Source organism: Aquimarina brevivitae (genome assembly GCF_004216895.1).
GTDB lineage: Bacteria > Bacteroidota > Bacteroidia > Flavobacteriales > Flavobacteriaceae > Aquimarina > Aquimarina brevivitae.
The window spans coordinates 869,096-886,146 of sequence record NZ_SGXE01000002.1; the positions used below are offsets into that span (position 1 = coordinate 869,096).

15 protein-coding genes are annotated in these 17,051 nt (G+C 37.4%); 8 read left to right on the top strand and 7 right to left on the bottom strand.

Annotation, left to right across the window (positions count from 1 at the left end):
• Nucleotides 1–182: 182 nt before the first annotated feature.
• The 7 genes from EV197_RS11610 to EV197_RS11640 all read left to right on the top strand — a co-directional run bounded on the left by EV197_RS11610 (nucleotide 183) and on the right by EV197_RS11640 (nucleotide 11,843).
• Nucleotides 183–1,835, top strand: coding sequence for a S41 family peptidase (locus EV197_RS11610; RefSeq protein WP_130286927.1), 1,653 nt, complete (start codon nucleotides 183–185; stop codon nucleotides 1,833–1,835).
• Between the two features lie 147 nt (nucleotides 1,836–1,982).
• Nucleotides 1,983–3,200: a hypothetical protein gene (locus EV197_RS11615; protein WP_130286928.1), complete on the top strand. Its 1,218-nt coding sequence runs from the start codon at nucleotides 1,983–1,985 to the stop codon at nucleotides 3,198–3,200.
• Between the two features lie 478 nt (nucleotides 3,201–3,678).
• Entirely contained in the window at nucleotides 3,679–4,215 is a 537-nt protein-coding gene (locus EV197_RS11620; RefSeq protein WP_130286929.1) for a helix-turn-helix domain-containing protein, read from the top strand.
• 102 nt (nucleotides 4,216–4,317) lie between these two features.
• Nucleotides 4,318–5,991: a serine hydrolase domain-containing protein gene (locus EV197_RS11625; protein WP_130286930.1), complete on the top strand. Its 1,674-nt coding sequence runs from the start codon at nucleotides 4,318–4,320 to the stop codon at nucleotides 5,989–5,991.
• A 759-nt stretch (nucleotides 5,992–6,750) separates the two neighbouring features.
• On the top strand, nucleotides 6,751–7,107 hold the full coding sequence (locus EV197_RS11630) for an NHLP leader peptide family RiPP precursor (protein ID WP_130286931.1): 357 nt from the start codon (nucleotides 6,751–6,753) through the stop codon (nucleotides 7,105–7,107).
• An 88-nt stretch (nucleotides 7,108–7,195) separates the two neighbouring features.
• The gene (locus EV197_RS11635) at nucleotides 7,196–10,105 is read left to right on the top strand and encodes a type 2 lanthipeptide synthetase LanM family protein (protein WP_165389051.1); all 2,910 of its coding nucleotides are present in this window, start codon (nucleotides 7,196–7,198) and stop codon (nucleotides 10,103–10,105) included.
• Nucleotides 10,106–10,274: 169 nt separating this feature from the next.
• Nucleotides 10,275–11,843, top strand: coding sequence for a M28 family peptidase (locus tag EV197_RS11640; RefSeq protein WP_130286933.1), 1,569 nt, complete (start codon nucleotides 10,275–10,277; stop codon nucleotides 11,841–11,843).
• Between the two features lie 77 nt (nucleotides 11,844–11,920).
• Here EV197_RS11640 and EV197_RS11645 read toward each other — a convergent pair whose 3' ends face one another.
• The 3 genes from EV197_RS11645 to EV197_RS17085 form a co-directional block, all read right to left on the bottom strand.
• Nucleotides 11,921–12,493, bottom strand: a complete 573-nt coding sequence (locus EV197_RS11645; protein ID WP_130286934.1) for a DUF4251 domain-containing protein — start codon at nucleotides 12,491–12,493, stop codon at nucleotides 11,921–11,923.
• Nucleotides 12,494–12,660: 167 nt separating this feature from the next.
• Entirely contained in the window at nucleotides 12,661–12,807 is a 147-nt protein-coding gene (locus EV197_RS17080; RefSeq protein WP_165389052.1) for a hypothetical protein, read from the bottom strand.
• Nucleotides 12,808–13,086: 279 nt separating this feature from the next.
• Complete coding sequence (locus EV197_RS17085; RefSeq protein ID WP_165389053.1) at nucleotides 13,087–13,257, bottom strand: hypothetical protein; 171 nt, start codon at nucleotides 13,255–13,257, stop codon at nucleotides 13,087–13,089.
• A 211-nt stretch (nucleotides 13,258–13,468) separates the two neighbouring features.
• Here EV197_RS17085 and EV197_RS11650 point away from each other — a divergent pair, with 211 nt between their 5' ends.
• Entirely contained in the window at nucleotides 13,469–14,059 is a 591-nt protein-coding gene (locus EV197_RS11650) for a YceI family protein (RefSeq protein ID WP_130286935.1), read from the top strand.
• 14 nt (nucleotides 14,060–14,073) lie between these two features.
• Here EV197_RS11650 and EV197_RS11655 read toward each other — a convergent pair whose 3' ends face one another.
• The 4 genes from EV197_RS11655 to EV197_RS11670 are packed head-to-tail and all read right to left on the bottom strand — an operon-like array spanning nucleotide 14,074 to nucleotide 17,049.
• Nucleotides 14,074–14,610: a 4'-phosphopantetheinyl transferase family protein gene (locus EV197_RS11655; protein WP_130286936.1), complete on the bottom strand. Its 537-nt coding sequence runs from the start codon at nucleotides 14,608–14,610 to the stop codon at nucleotides 14,074–14,076.
• Nucleotides 14,607–14,861: an acyl carrier protein gene (locus tag EV197_RS11660; RefSeq protein ID WP_130286937.1), complete on the bottom strand. Its 255-nt coding sequence runs from the start codon at nucleotides 14,859–14,861 to the stop codon at nucleotides 14,607–14,609. Before EV197_RS11660 ends, EV197_RS11655 begins: the two co-directional genes overlap by 4 nt.
• 9 nt (nucleotides 14,862–14,870) lie before the next feature.
• Nucleotides 14,871–16,151, bottom strand: a complete 1,281-nt coding sequence (locus EV197_RS11665; RefSeq protein WP_130286938.1) for a beta-ketoacyl-[acyl-carrier-protein] synthase family protein — start codon at nucleotides 16,149–16,151, stop codon at nucleotides 14,871–14,873.
• A gap of 4 nt (nucleotides 16,152–16,155) precedes the next feature.
• Nucleotides 16,156–17,049 (bottom strand): alpha/beta hydrolase fold domain-containing protein, encoded by an 894-nt coding sequence (locus EV197_RS11670; RefSeq protein ID WP_130286939.1) that lies wholly within the window; start codon nucleotides 17,047–17,049, stop codon nucleotides 16,156–16,158.
• Nucleotides 17,050–17,051 lie beyond the last annotated feature (2 nt).

Genomic DNA, 17,051 nt, shown 5'->3' on the forward strand with positions numbered 1-17,051 from the left:
CCCGATGGGTAGTGCTAAAAACAAAATTTAGGTTATGTGTGATGAACCGACCCTATAAAACTACTCGAGGGTGTAGCCTAAAAACATTGATTTCCTACTAGTTTTGATCTTAGAAAACAAAATCTAATCACAGGATAAAATTGAACCACAACCTTTTTATCTATAAAAACAAAAACATACTCATGATACGATTACTCATTATTTTACAGCTATTTGTACTGTCTTCACTTTCGGCACAAGAACCGTTGACAGCCACACAATGGCAAGAAGACCTTCGATTTTTACAACAAACCATACATAAAGAGTATGCTTTTCTTTTCGTAAAAACCAATAAAGAAACCTTTGATGCCGAAGTGGAAGCACTCTACCAGGATATTCCTAATTTACAGGAGCACGAAATTCAGGTAGGTCTTGCCCGAATCGTTTCTTTATTCGAATACGGGCATACGCACCTTAGCTTTTATCAAAAAGCCATTCAGTTTTCGCAGTTTCCTTTTAATCTTTATCAATTTAAAGAGGATATTTATATCCAGGGGACGCATAAGCGATATGCAAATGCGGTAGGAGCAAAGGTAATTGCTGTAGCGGGTAAACCTATTGCTGAAGTGCTAAAAGCTATTGAACCTACCGTAGAGGCAGAGAATTCGCAATATTTTAAGGCTTATGGAATTAATAACCTTCGTTATCCTGAAATTCTACACGCTCAAAGCATTACTGATTCATTGCAGGATGAAATAGAACTAACTCTCGAAAAAAATGGTAAAACGTTTACCCAATCCTTTACAGTCTTGGAGAAGGGAGATTATGTACCGACACATCGTGGTTTCGTACACCAAGATGATAATTGGGTAACCGCTAGAGAACAAGCTACTATGCCTTTGTATCTACAGCAGTTAGATAAAGTGTATTTCGCTACCTATTTGTCTAAAGAAAATGCGATGTATGTACGTCATAGTAGAATCAAAAATGAAGCGGAAGAAAGTACAAAGGAGTTTTATGATCGGGTGCTTAAGGAAGTAGCGGCCAAAGGAGCCGAAAAATTAATCATTGATTTACGCTTAAATGGTGGTGGTAACAACTATTTAAATAAAGAGGTCATCAAGGCCCTTATTAAAGCGGATGAGATCAACCAAACCGGAAAGCTATTTGTAATCATAGGAAGACGAACCTTTTCGGCTTGTCAAAATCTGGTGAATGAAATCGATAACTATACCAATGCTATTTTTGTAGGCGAACCAACCGCAGAAAATATTAACTTTTGGGGTGATAATCGACCCGTAATATTGCCAAATAGTACTATAAATATTGCGGTATCATATTTATGGTGGCAAGACAAACCGGCTTTAGAAAATGCAGAATGGATGGCACCCAGTATCCCGGTTGAGATGAGCTTTGAGGAATATGTGACCAATCAGGATCCTGTATTGGAGGCTGCATTAGCGTTTAACAACCCTAATTTTAAGCCCAAGCCATTGGAATATATTGTGAGCTTGTATACCTCTGGTCAAACCCAAAAACTGGCAGAAGAATTGCCTAAAATGATTCAGGATCCGCAGTATGCTTTTTTTGATTTTGAAACCGGACTCATTAAACTAGGGAACTTATTGTTGCAAAGTCGACGTGGACCACAAGTACAGGCCTCTATTCAACTATTTTCTACCGTTTTAGCATTTTATCCTCAATCTGCCAGTGCCTATAAGCATTTAGGTGAATCCTATATGTTTTTAGGACAAACGAAAAAAGCTGCTGAGGCCTTAAACAAAGCCATTCAGCTGGATAGTGCAAACCAAGTAGGAGCGGAGGCCAAAGTATTGTTGGCTGAAATGGGGAATTAAAAAATAATCCACTGTACCCATTAAAATTACTTCGGGATCTGAGCATTCAGCCCGAAGTTTTTTATTACGTTTTCATAGCACTAAGGGATTAAAAAAAATATATTGTTAAAACTTGCGTTATACTTTAACAACAGACCCAAAAGTACTATGATGAAGTTACATTATACCTTATCTAAAACGGTATACCTATGTGTTGCCGTTTTAGTATTTATTTCTTGTACTAATGACGATAATAAGGGCTCGACACCACCTAACGATCCTCAATTGGTAACTATTACTGATTTTCAATATCAAGGTGCGTTTCGGATTTCAAGTGCTACTTTTGGCGCCTCCAGCAGTAATTATTCCAGCGGTCCTATAGCGTATAATCCTGATAACCATTCCCTTTTTATAGTGGGTAACGAGCAGGTAAATGCGATTGCTGAGTTTCCGATACCAGAGTTATTGGACAAGGCAACGCTTGCCGAACTTAATGCTTCCGAAGCCCCAACCCAGGAGTTTACAACCATTCTTAATGCGGTTGCAAATCCCACTGGTGTAGATCGCATCAACGGGATGCTCTATAAAAATGGACAACTTATCATCAATGCTGAAAAATGGTATGATGCCAGCGGTACTAACGAAAATACGACACTTGTCCTACGAGATGCCAATGACCTAACGAATACCACCATTGATGGCTATTACCAACTAAATGGTGCCGCCAATGCAGCTGGCTATTTATCCTATATCCCAGAGGAGTGGCAGGCTAGCTTTAATGCCTCCTACATAACAGGATGGTCTTCGGTGAATTCCATTATCTCCAGGTATAGTTATGGCCCTTCTTTATTTACGTTTGATGAAAACGATGTATTAAATACGTCAGCCTCCACAGGGCCTATCAACACAAATCCGTTCTTAAATTTCAGTTTTGCCAATGGTAATCATATCACCCCACCCAGTAATGACCCTGGACAAGATCTTTGGAACTATTTGTCCGAAGGGATTTATGGTTTTATCATACCAGGCACCAGAACCTTTGCAGTGTTTGGATCGAGTGGAGGCGTGGATAGTGGTATTGGGTATAAGATCATTCAGGATAATGGCAACGAATGTGGAGGGTATTGTGCTTATCAAGCAGCTGATTACTACAATTACTACTGGTTTTTTGATCTAGATGATATCTTAAATGCAGAGAATGTTTGGGATCCGCGTCCTTATGCCTACGGTCGATTTTCGGTACCTTTTGATGAGCAAGGGGAGCACAGTATTATCGGAGCCACATTTGATTCTGGATCAGGGATGTTATATCTGTGCTTAAGTAAAGCAGGACAAATGGGTACTTATGATCGTCCGCCACTGATTGTGGGGTATAAGATTCAGTAGTAAAAGCATAAGAGGTCCATTGAAATACCTAAAAATTTAAATCAGAATCTCTAAGAAACGTGGTTTTAAATATTATGTAAAATAGAAATTCATAAAATCCATTCAAACATTTTAAACCAAAAAGGGGATAAATTGATTCTCCGAAGATGGAATTAATAGAACTGGGAGATACTTCAAATTACTATTGATAAAAAAGTATTACAAATCAATAAAATACCAACTCGTTCGCGCAGAAATCAGATATCTGTTGGATTTTCAATTGTATGCTCTCTAAACTATAGCAAATGCATAGTAATTCATTTGATCCAGAGACTTTTCTTAAAACCTTTGAATCGCGTATTTGAAATATTCTGAACCTTTAAAATTAGCACTTGTGCATGGTGCTTAAAATATATAAATTGAACACCGTAACAAAGTGTTGAACTATCAAGTTTTTTTAACGGGGTACTACTATACATAAAAACATTTGGGATAATAAATGTCTAAACTTTTAGAATACCGAAAAAAACTAAATTATACTCAGGATGAGCTTTCTGATAAATCAGGGGTGTCCGTAAGGACTATACAACGTATTGAGGCTGGTGCAGAGCTTAAAGGTCATACCCTAAAAGTAATCGCTCAGGCTTTAAATGTTAACCCTTCTGAGTTAAAAGATGCTACAGCAGTGGAACCATCTTACAATTACCCGCTTATTAAGGTGATCAACTTAGCTTCTTTAGTATTCTTTATTCCTTTGGCAAACATTGTAGTACCTTTAGTGATCATGCACGCTAAAAAAGAAAAAAATGAGATAACGAAACAAATTGTTTCTATTCAAATCCTATGGATCTTAGCTATAGTAATAGTATTTTTTATGGTTCAAACGCTTCAGAATGCATTTTCATTACATAAGCAACTAACCTTATCTGTATTATTGGGTTGCATCCTTATCAATATTATTATTGTGCTACGCAATGCATTTGAAATTGATAAAAATAAACAACTTCGTATTAAGCTAAATTACAGCATTGTATAATTGGTGTCGCCTTTTTTTCGGCATAATGTCGGGTCGTTATTCTTCAATACTACCGGGCATTTGATGAAGTTTGATCTTTGGTTAAACTAAACGCATCATTTTATGAAATACACCTTATTACTTTTTGTTTTCGTCTTGAGCTGGTTAAACGTTCGGGCGCAATTATCAACTACACAACAAACAAGCATAGATGCTATTTTTGCACCCTGGAACCGTACAAAAGTACCTGGTGCTGCGGTGGGTATCATCAAAGATAGTCAACTCATCTTTGCAAAAGGATATGGTGCTGCAAATCTGGATTATGATATACCTAACAGTCCCCAAACTGTTTTTCGTATTGCCTCAACATCAAAGCAATTTACCGCCGCTTGTATTGTACTACTGGCACAGCAAAATAAGCTATCGCTGGAGGACAAGCTCATCAAATACTTTCCTGATTTTCCGGATTATGCAAACACCATTACCATCCGCCATCTGTTAAACCATACCAGCGGTATTAGGGACTATTTGACACTTGCTAATTTAGCAGGGTTTAAGGATGAAGATCATTATACGGACAAGACTATATATAACTGGTTATCCCGTCAACAAGCGTTGAACTTTACACCGGGTGAGGCTTATGTATACAGTAATTCAGGATATTGGCTTTTGGGCCAAATCGTTAAACTAGTCAGTGGTGAGTCCTTATCAGCGTTTGCAAAGAAGAATATTTTTGAGCCGTTACAAATGGAAAACACCCATTTTCATGACAATCATAAACATATTGTAAAAAATCGTGCTATTGGGTATAGCCCCACTAAAGATGATGAATTTTTGATTAACACAACTACATTAAATATGGTAGGGGATGGGGGAGTTTTCACTACTATTCTTGATTTAAAGAAATGGGACGATGCTTTTTATACCGATACTATTCTAGATCAGGAATTTTGGAAAGTAATGACTAATGTTGGGCGTTTACATAATGGGCAAAAACTCACGTATGCTTCAGGATTAGATATCAATCAATATAAAGGATTAAAAGTTATACAGCATGGTGGCGCTATGGCCGGCTACAGAGCTGAGATGCTTCGTTTTCCTGAACAACATTTTTCAGTCATAATACTTGCCAATCGATCTGACGCACGTCCAACGGAGATGGCATATGAGATAGCAGATATATTTTTAGAAAAGGAGTACCTACCCGCGAAAAATACAGGTGAACAATCGAATCCAACAATGACCAAGAAAAAATCAATCCTTAATTTGCCACATAAGGAGCTTAAAAAGTTTGAGGGTAGGTATTGGAATGCCAGGGAGGGAATTAGCAGAACGCTTCGAATAATCAATGATACCTTATGCTATGTACGTGATGATGGTAGTGCTACTAAAATGTTGGCTGTTGCTAAAGGTAAATTTTTGTGGCCAGGCTATACACCTGCGATTACTTTACAATTTAAGAATACCAGCGAAGCTACATTTGTATTGAATATTGGTGATGATACGCCGATGGTATTTAAAAAATACACCCCACAAGCATCTTTTAGCACATCTGACTTTTCTAGCTACACTGGCACGTATTATAGCAAAGAGCTTGATAGCTACTACGTAATTAACCACGTTGATAATGAACTGAGATTATATATAAAAGATGAATTTGTAGAAAGATTGGTTCCTATAATGAATAATGTTGTTAAAGTAGGACCATATCTAATATTGTCATTTACAGCATCTAAAAATAGGTTTAGGCTATCTACAGGAAGAGCAAAAAATATAAGCTTTAAAAAACTTAAATAAAATAATTATGTAAAATAGCAACCAACATGTAGAAAAGCATAGTATGCTGAACTTTTAACCCCTTAAATCCTAATCGCTGAGTAAAGCGAAAACATTCTTGGACTCATCTAATACAATATTGACCTCGCTGAGAATCGCGTATTTGAAATTTTCTGGACAATGGTACGGAATATTCGATTTATGTGAGGGTTTCATTTTTGGTGTTTTTTAATCCTTTACATCATTTTTTTAATTCTGTGAGAAAATGTAATTAGGATAGGAATTGATATGAAACACTTGGTTTTAGGATTACTGTACTTATATATGATGTAAGTAACTGCCAATAATAATAATAATAAAGGCATAAAACTTTTACACGAGTTCAATAAATTGATCCAGTGAATCAATTTATTGTATCTGCGAGATGATGTGGTTGGGAATCGATATGAAACTCTGGCATGTCGCAAAATCAGCTTTGGCATTTAGAACAGCATACGAGTTAATGTATCAATATACATCGCAAATTGACTTTTACATAATTACTATCGATATATAACACTGCGTGTTGTTATATCTGCAATTATGTAAAATGCAAGCATCCGTCAATCTGCCGTAATAACTATATTTGTTCTATAATTTATATTATGTAAAATAGAACTTGTAAAACAGGTACATATACCCCTAGTTATTAAGACCTTAAATTTTCACCTTTGATATCAGTAATATTACCAACTGTTATTGCAATACACAGATCAATATTCATTTTTAAAACCTAAAATTATGTCAACTTCAAATTTAAAGTCTAGTAAATGGGGAAAAACAAGTGCCCTGTCAGACCTGGATAAGATTCGCATCGAATGTGGTGTGGATGAAAACTTTAGAAAACAATTTCTTAGCGACCCCAAAAGTGTACTAGAAAAACACGGCGTAGATGTGCCTGATGGTCTTAAGATCAAAGTAAACGAAGATACTGCAGATACGTATAACATTAGCATACCACAATATCGTGGTAATGATTTATCCAATGCTGCATTAGAGAAATCTGCGCGTGACAAAAGTGGTACGACCTGGTGTACAACCTGTACAACAACCACACCGATATGTATTGGTTCTTTGGCGTCATTAACTTGCGCATAAGCAATCAGTAACATACTACACTAGTATTTTTAAAGGTGGTGCTTCAGTAATGAAGTGCTGCCTTTACACTAATTTTATACACACTCCTATGGAAGCTACGCTTAAACCCACTCCCAAACCCAAACAATCCTATGATTACGAACTAGCAGAAACACTCAACGCTACCCTGGTTATGCCCGAATTGTGGCAACCTGATGTAGATCAGGCTAAAGAAGAACTCAGTGCGGCACTCTATAAAAATCAATTACATATAAATCCTAAGGTTTTTGACGATCTTATCGGATGGTACACGCGTATCATTGCGCGATCCACCAATACCTTATTGGTACAACGCTATTCTAGTTATTTCTTAACCTTATATCCATTGTGGCGACCTAAGCGGTCTGCTCCTGGCAATGCTACTCCGGGCGCAACGCGTCATAAGCTGGATGCCTATATGGAATGGGAACAACAACAAGGTATCTTTTCTGAGCAAAATCCCTACCCAGAATTGATGCGTTTAGTACATCAGTTTAGAACCAACTGGTTAGCAGCATCCATAGAACTATTAACGCGTATCAGCGCACATGCCAACACTATTGGTGAGAAATTATTGGCTGCTCCAGTGCAATTGCGAGATCTTACCAGTGTAACTTTTGGAATTTCGGACCCACACCATAATGGCCGTACGGCGGCTATTCTACATTTTGGGGCTCAAAAAGTGGTATACAAACCTAGATCTCTGGATGGTGAATACGGCTGGAATGTTTTGGTAGCCAATTTGATGGATAACGGTCTTCCCTATTCGCTATACCTCCCTAAAATACTACGGTATCAGGATTATGGCTTTATGGAATTTATTGCTACGACTTCGCATACCGCACAGCAACCTATTGAAGATTGTTTTGAACAATATGGAGCTATCATGGCCATTGCACACGCCTTTGGCACCTATGACCTGCATCACGAAAACATTATTGTCGGCGAACACGGTCCTGTGGTTATTGACGCTGAGCCACTTTTTAGATGTGTGTTGTCACACTCTGAGCAAGGCGAAAATCGTTTAAAATTAGACAAAAGTATCTCCCTGGAAGATATCGACTCTAAGGAGTCGGTGATGGATATTGGTATTTTGCCACATAGTATGCTGTCTAAGCTTAATGAAGAAGAAGATGCCTACGAGGACTATTTGGTGGGTGCCCTCTACCCTTTTGCCTTGAAACCGATGAAAGAATTTGTGCCCTGCGGTATCGGATCTGATCATTTGCAAATGGAAGAAATAACGATAAAAGCTTCTGCTTTTCCGAACCTACCGCATTTATACGATGAACCACAATTACCAGTGGATCATATTGATGCTATTGAAGAAGGCTTTGCCAAAACGCATACCTTTTTAGTTGACAAACGTGCCTATTTACTAAATGAAAAACAATTATTAGCACAATTATCGGGACTTCATCTCCGACTATTAGTGCGTCCAACTATGCATTATGCCTTGCTATATTTTAGATCGATAAGCCCGCAGTTATTAACTTCTAAAAAAGCCCGAGCAGAAAAGATCGCTTCCGATTTACAGCTTCTAGGTAAAATGCGCTTAGATAGTTTAGATAATATCACCGCACACGAAATTGAAAACCTATTGGATGGAGATATTCCCAGATTTGAAGTTCAGTCTGATGGTTCACAAGCTTATGACACCCCTTTGATGTTTTCTCCTGTACAATTAGCAAAAGAACGCTATGAGCGTTTGAATGCTTTGGATTTGCAATTGCAATTGGTTACCATTCGCGAAAAATTAATCGATCGGACCAAATCTGTAGCGGAAACCAAACATAAAAGTACTGTACCGCAATGGCAGGCACAGCATGCTTATGATATTATTCAATCAATTGTGGATGCTACGGGTTATAATCAAGATGATCCTTTTTGGACCTACACTGCCTATGCGCCGGGTTATGGCAGTACTATGGTGCATGCAGATCGTGAGGCGTTTTATGACGGAGCTTTGGGTACAGCCGTAGCCATTGCAGAAGCGGGAAAATTAGCGGCTAATGACGCGTGGCTGGGATTAGCCAAGGCAATTCTTAATCCTATACTAAACGGTGAAAAACCAGCCTGTATCGAACGTGGAGCAGGTATGGCCAGAGGGCTGGGCGGATTAATATACGCCATGCTTCGGATTGCTGAGGCTACCCAGGATCAAACTATATTAGATAAAGCAGTGGAATTAGCGATTGAACATTCGAAGTATGTATTATCTATTGATGTGTTGGATGAAGTACTCCACGGAAAAAGCGGATTATTACTGGCCTTAACTGCCATATATAAACGCAGACCAAATCCAAAGATCAAGTCCATTATGGACACGATTGCCAATACGCTCATCAAGAGTGCGCAGCATTTAGAAAAAGGTAGTTGCTGGAAAGTCCTCGATGGACATTCCTTGCCCAATATGAGTCACGGTACCTCTGGTATTGCTATGGCTTTATCCAGATGGTATGTAATTTCAAAAGACGAAAAGGCCAAACACCTTATTTTAGAAGCCTTACGCTATGATAATTCATTTTGGGATACTAAAGAAGATGGCTGGATTGACGCTCGTGTTGCGGATGTAGAAAATGAACAAAGTAGTACCTGGACTTGGTGTAATGGTCGTTCTGGCGGTTTGTTAGCACGATTGGCTATATACAATGCACTAGAGCTCCCCTTTAAAGAGGATCCCTTTGTCAAAAAAGCATTGGATGCAAAACCTGCAGATATTTTTACAGAAGCCGCACCAGGATTGTGTTGTGGGTCAGCAGGATTGGTAGATACGATGATTACTTTACATCAAATTTGTCCCTCAGCACATACGGAAGCCTACAAAGATGAAGCCGTGGCATTGATATCACTTCAATCTCCAAGAAGTCATTACTGTAATTTAACAGCCGCTTTATTTACCGGTACAGCAGGATTAGCATTTTCGTTATTGCGGGCTGCATATCCAAATAAGGTAAATTCTATATTGTGGTTTGATTAGTAATCTATAGTTACGACCATAGAAGTACAAGAGGTTAAACTAACAATTTAGCCTCTTTTAAGTTGTTAGCCCTTGGTTTTGCTTATAAATTTCAATTTTTTGCACCGGCTTAACAGCTTAGGTTACTTTTTTCTGTTACTTTTACGAATCAAAATTCACAACATAATTCATGAAAAAAGCTTATTTATTAGTATGTACATCGCTTCTTTTAGTAGCATGTGGTACCACCCAAAAAAGTACGACTGCACAACAGTCACAAACAAAAACTACAGTTGGTCCTGAGCAATATGCACAAACTATTACGTCTGAGGATCTTAAAACTGCTTTATATACCTACGCTTCTGATGAGTTTCAGGGTCGTGAAACCGGTCAACCGGGTCAGAAAAAGGCGGTAAATTTCTTAAAAGAGAATTACGAATCGTACGGAATTCCCGCAGCCCAGGATAATGGAGATTATTTTCAAAACGTACCTTTAAACATTTTAAAACTACCTACCGTTACTTTTTCAGTACAGGATAAGTCTTTTACCTACGTGGAAGATTTTGTATCCGCTAGTGCTAGTAAAACCGGAAAGATAACTGCGGACCAAATTGTATACGTGGCTCACGGTATTGAAACGGATAGCTATTCTAGCTATGGTGATATGGATGTAACCGATAAAGTGGTATTGATAAAATATGGCGAGCCTAAAAAGGAAGACGGTACGAATGTAATATCTGGTACTACAGAAATGTCTAAATGGTCTAACCCAAGACAGGAATTTAGAGCAAAACGCGAGGTAGCCATGAATAAAGGCGCTAAAGCGATATTATTCTACAGCCCACAAATGTATCCACAAATTGCAGCCTGGTTTGGTCGTGATTCTGGTAGTATGACGCTAGCTAATGATATGGAAGATTCGTATTTCTTCTTTATCAATACGAATGTTGCCACTACCCTTTTAAGCGATATCGAAAAAAATGATACTGCTGAAGCCATAGATACTAAGATTACTATGGACTTTACCAATAATGTAGAATCATTAGCTTCAGAAAATGTGGCTGCATTTATCAAAGGTTCAGAAAAACCAGAGGAAATTATTGTAATTTCTGCGCACTTGGATCACGAAGGTGTGAAAGATGGCGAAGTGTACAATGGTGCTGATGACGATGGTTCTGGAACCGTGGCTGTTTTAGAAATTGCAGAAGCATTTTCTAAAGCTGTTAAGGATGGTAAGGGACCAAAAAGATCTATTTTATTCCTTAACGTTACTGGTGAAGAAAAAGGATTATTAGGTTCTAAGTATTATACAGATGTAGCTCCTATTTTTCCTTTGGATCAAACCATTGCCAATCTGAATATTGATATGATTGGCCGTACGGATCCTAATCGTAAAAGTGATAACAGAAACTATGTATATCTTATCGGTAGTGATAAATTAAGTACCGAATTACACGAAATCTCCGAAGCGGTAAATAAAAAATATACTAATATTGAATTGGATTATACGTTTAATGATGAAAATGATCCGAATCGTTTTTACTACCGCTCTGATCATTACAACTTCGCAAAGAATAACATTCCGGTGATTTTCTACTTTAATGGCACACACGCTGATTACCATAAGCCAAGTGACACTCCAGATAAAATTCAGTATGATTTACTAGAAAATCGTGCACGATTGGTTTTTTATACAGCCTGGGAACTGGCAAATCGCGATAGTCGTATTGTAGTGGATAAAGCTATGGAAGCGCAATAGATGCCAGACATATAAAACTTTATATTAAAGGCTTGATCTAATAATTAGAGCAAGCCTTTTTTAATTAACGTCAATCTCTACTGTAAGGAGGTTACTGCTTGTTCTTTTAATTTGTTAATCCGACCTGTGTATCGCATAGAACTTCTATGGCTACCATAGATAATAATTTCGGTAATACCACTGTCATATATGCGTAAGATAGCGTTATATGATTCCGTTTTGCTGGTAAATGCGGTTTCTATAGTAGTAACTGCTTTTTTTTCATTTCTCTTAACTTCATAGCGTTTAGGAGCACCCTCAAAAGTGATGGCTGAACTGGTATTGTTATAGCCTCCTCCAAGTTGACGATCTCCAAAAAATGGCATGTAAACGGATATACTATCCCCTACTTTAGTGAAATAATTGGTGTTACCAATTAAATTAATTCGGTTTCCAGTACTTCCTGGCGGAATGAGTCCGGCATTGTACATGATATTAATACTACTTGTGGTTAGCGGAAACGCCCAATCGGATTCCACCGTCCAGCGATCAGAAGTAACTAAGGTTTGAATCTTAGCAGCAGTGGCGCTATCGACTGTTTGTTTTGTCGAAGAACAGCTTACGCAAATTGCACCTAGAATAAAATAATATAACACCTTTTTCATATCCATAGTAAGATACTGATTATAAGGTATTCTTATACAAAATATTCGTTAATATCGTTGCTTGAAGACTAAATACTAGAAACTCTAGTGGATGAAAAGCAAAGAAAAAAGAGGTTGTAAAGCGAAGTGAAGGTGATACTTTACAGACCTCTCTTTCTTCAAAATTTATGTAATTATAGCCCTAAATTATATGCCTTAGGCATGCTATCTTTTTTATCACTAAATATGTTATTATTAATAACGTTAAGATTAATTGGATTATTGTCTTGTTGTGTTGGTGCTGTTGTTTCTTTTGGAGTACCTGCTCGTTTTTCTTCCATCTGTGTGTTGTTTTAGGTTTGTAAAATGAATTATAAGCTATTGGTTTTTAAAATACTATAATACTTTTAGTTTTGATAATTCTATTTTGCTTAATTGCAGAATGCGACTTATTTTTTTTAATATCATAAAAAACACCTACGAATTTTATGAAAATACTACTTATATCACGTAATTTTTAATTCAAAAATAGACCCTAAATGGTTTAGCAAAAGCAAAGGCGATTTATTTCCCTTTAGCAAGCTAACGGATTGCTGAATACAATGATTTACATCAAGTTTTCAAGTTTCCTTGTTTTGAGCCGTATTATCTTCTGTAAAGGATAATTCTCCATTACCTGCGATAGCAAAATGATCTCTCTTAGAGCCATAGCCAAAATTAGAAGATCTACGATATGAATTTTGAAAATCGGCAAATCTGCGTTTTGTTGTGGTGGTTCTTGTGTTGGTCATGATACATTAGTTTTGTTGGATTCATAAATTTTTAAACGTCTTTGCCTATTAAATTTATTACTTTTTTTTAATGCTAAGTATTGGGTTAACAACATTTTATCTAAATTTTAATATTTGTCCATTAGTAGGTATAGGTGTTAATTAGTACTTAAATTTGAAAGAATCAGACCTAACTTTTCTTACTTAATCGTGTAATGCAAAAAACCTTTAAATGAAAATTACGCTCTTACTTTGTATCTTTTTAGTGGCTGAATTAACATTAGCACAGGTATCTCCACCAGAAACAGCGCAACGTACTTCTAGAGAAAAGTATGCTTTGATTGACGATGTGCAAAACCTAACCCTTGATAGGATTAATGCCAAGATTTCATTTTTATTCTTACACGATGATACAGATGGTACTATTGAAGGACTTCAATTAAATGTGAAATTTCATCCCAATGCTATTGAAAATTCCGTCTTTAAGGGTACTGCAGAGGTAAATACCCTGGATACTGATAATTTTTTAAGAGATGGACATTTAATGTGGAAGAAATATTTTAACGAAGATGAACATCCTAAGATTTATCTTGAAAGTAAGCAGGTAGTGGATTTTGATAATAACGAATTTAAGGTAGTCGGAGATTTGACTATAAAAGGCATTACAAAGGAAATCATTGTAACCTTTACCTATAACAAGGAAGAACTAACTTTAGTAGGTAAAACCAAGATCAATACTGCAGATTTTGATATCAAGATTCATAAAGCATATGATAAAAATAAACTTACCGTCTATTTTTATTTACCTTTTCAAAATAAGTAATCCGGATAACAAGTTTAGCAATACGCTACGAATGCTTGATAATTACCGTGATGAGTTATAGAAAAAGGTATGGTTAACTTGTTTGAATTAGCCCAAAGTTCAGGAACTCCATAGGAATTTTTTACCATCTCAAGCGTATTAGGTGACTCCCCTATTTGCTTCGCCAGGCAAGCTATAAAATGGTCTTTGGTAACATTAAATGCAGTAGTTACCTTATTTTGCTTATTGTCTTCCTCTAGTGCTAAAGTATACACATAGGTTGATGTACTTCTTGTAGTAGTATAGTAAACCTGATGGTCTATGATAACTGTATTCTGGTTTACGCTAAATGACCTGGGGTTAAAACGTGGCGTCAGGTTAAATTTTCGTTGATGTGCCTTATAAGCCGCTTCTTTTTGACTCCAAAGTATCCAAACCATAGTTTCGGGAAGCTTTGCTTTTTCAATCGTTTGACATTCTTCTGCTGTAAACAATTTAGAAAGCCACCCGTTGCGATAGATATTACTTTGTTTTGCAGCAAGCTGAAGATCTACAATATCATTACCAATCATTTTTCGTTGAGTTTGGATTGAATGACATCCAATGAAGCTTTTACGGTAAGCATTTTTTCCATATCCTCATTTTCAATAACTACATCAAATTCGTCTTCTACATCAAGGACTACATCGACTAAATTCGCAGAATTAATCTCTAAATCCTTGATAAAATCAGTATCCTCTGACAAGTTTTGTAAGGCAGTTTCATTTTGAACATAAGGTGTAATAATAACTTTTAATTTTTGAAGTAATTGCTCTTGAGTCATATGTTAATTTTATTCCGAATACTTTTTAAAGATAACACAAGCATTGACATCACCAAAGCCAAAACTTGCTTTTGCTACAATTTTTGGTGCAATGGCCAGGGTGGTTTCGGGAATTTTTTGTTTGGGAATCATCGTAGTAATCTCAGGATGAAGGTCTTCCGTGTTTATGTTTCCAAAAATATAGCCTTCTTTAATTTGTAATACCGAGGCCACGCTCTCGATACTACCAGAGGCAGCCAAACAATGGCCTGTTAACGATTTTAATGAATTGATATACGGAAAATCTTTCCCATTTCTTTCTAATGCTATGCTCCAATTTTCAATTTCCACGGGATCTTTGGTGGTCGCAGTTAGGTGGCCATTGATGGCGTCTATGTCTTTTGGATGAATTTTAGCCTGCGCAATAGCGCTACGGATACATTGTTGAACTGCTTTGCTATTAGGAGCGGTCATACTTCCACCATTACGATGCCCTCCACTATTTACTGCACCTCCTGCTATTTCTGCATAAATGTTAGCCTTTCGGTTCAAGGCGCTTTCTAAACTTTCAATAACTAAAGCCCCTGCTCCTGCTCCGGGAACAAAACCACTGGCGGATGCACTCATTGGTCTGGAAGCTGTGATTGGATTATCATTATACTTATGAGGTAAAATCCGCATGGCATCAAAACCGCCCCAAACATAGGGCCCGCTATCGCTAGTACTACCTGCCAGTATGATTTCTGCTTGCCCAGAAGCAATTCTATCGTAAGCCATTAAAACCGCTTCCGTACCCGTACTACAAGCTGAAGAATTCGTCGTTACTATATTGCCACATCCTAGCATACCGCCTAGAAATGCACTGATACCACTCGCCATTGTTTGTATGACTGTATTACTCCCCAGTCTGCGCACATTGCCTTCGTCTACTTTATAGATCGCTTCTCTAAATTTATCTACACCCAGAATGCCCGTTCCAAATATTACACCTGTATCCCAACGCGGGTCTTCCTCCTCTTCGGGTATGGACAAACCAGCATCTTGCCAGGCATCTTTACCAGCAATCACACCATACTCCAAACCTGTAGCGGCTAAACCTCGTAACTGTACTTTATTAAAGTAATGGTTTAAGTAATCTTTGCTAATATTCGGTTTGCCGGCTATTTGACACGAAAAATTAAGATCTGCTAATTCCGGGATGAATTGAATACCGCTTGTACCTTGCTGTAAGGCCTGGGTGAATTCTGTCTTATCTATTCCATTAGGTGCTACAACGCCCAATCCAGTAATGACCACCCTCCTTTTATCCATATCGTTATGCTTTGATCGCTTTGATTATACTTATAATTTGTTGTAAAGCTCGTTTTCCTTCGGGAATAAAGGGCAAAAAAGGCCATATGTGTGGCATTCCCTCACCTTTGATTACTTCGATTTCTCCTGCTGAGTCGGTTACTTTTTGTATAAATATTTCTTGATCCGGCATTAAAATATCATTGGTAGCCATAAAGAGGTATATTTTTGGAAAGGCTGCAAAAGTTCCATACAGCGGTGAAATCAACGGGTCAGTTAATGAAGTGTCACCAGCACACATTTGTTTTGCAGAACGTACGCCTTGATAACTTAAAATGGGGTCTATAGGATCGATATCTTTAATTCGCGGATTTGATAAACTAGCATCCATCAGAGGAGTGATTAAAAGTAAATGATTCGGTACTTCTACCTTTTCCTTGATCAACCCTTGAACCAAAGTTGTTACTAAATTTCCGCCCACTGAATCTCCCATTAAAATAATTTTAGAAGGATCATACTGCTTCACAGCTTCTTCATAGGCCTTGCAAATATTTTCTTGAATACTAATAATTTTATTCTCGGGGGCCTTGGGGTAATCCACTACCCAACAATTCGTTTGTGTTTCTTTGACGATTTTGCAGACGCTGTTCCACTGATGTTCTGTAGGACCGTAAATAAACGCACCTCCGTGACAATAAAATAAGAGATACTCGGAATCGTTGTTTTTAGGTTGTAAAGCAGTGATTTTACTATCTAAAACCTGAAACTGTTGGGGTATAATGCCTCGCAATGCTTTTTTAGAAGGTTCTGGTCTATTATCTTTTCTTTTTTTATGAAAATCTATAGGATCCTTTGACCAGGATTTTTTTTCGCCAGCTACTTTCAGGAAAAACTTTAATATGGAGTATCGAAAACTCATAG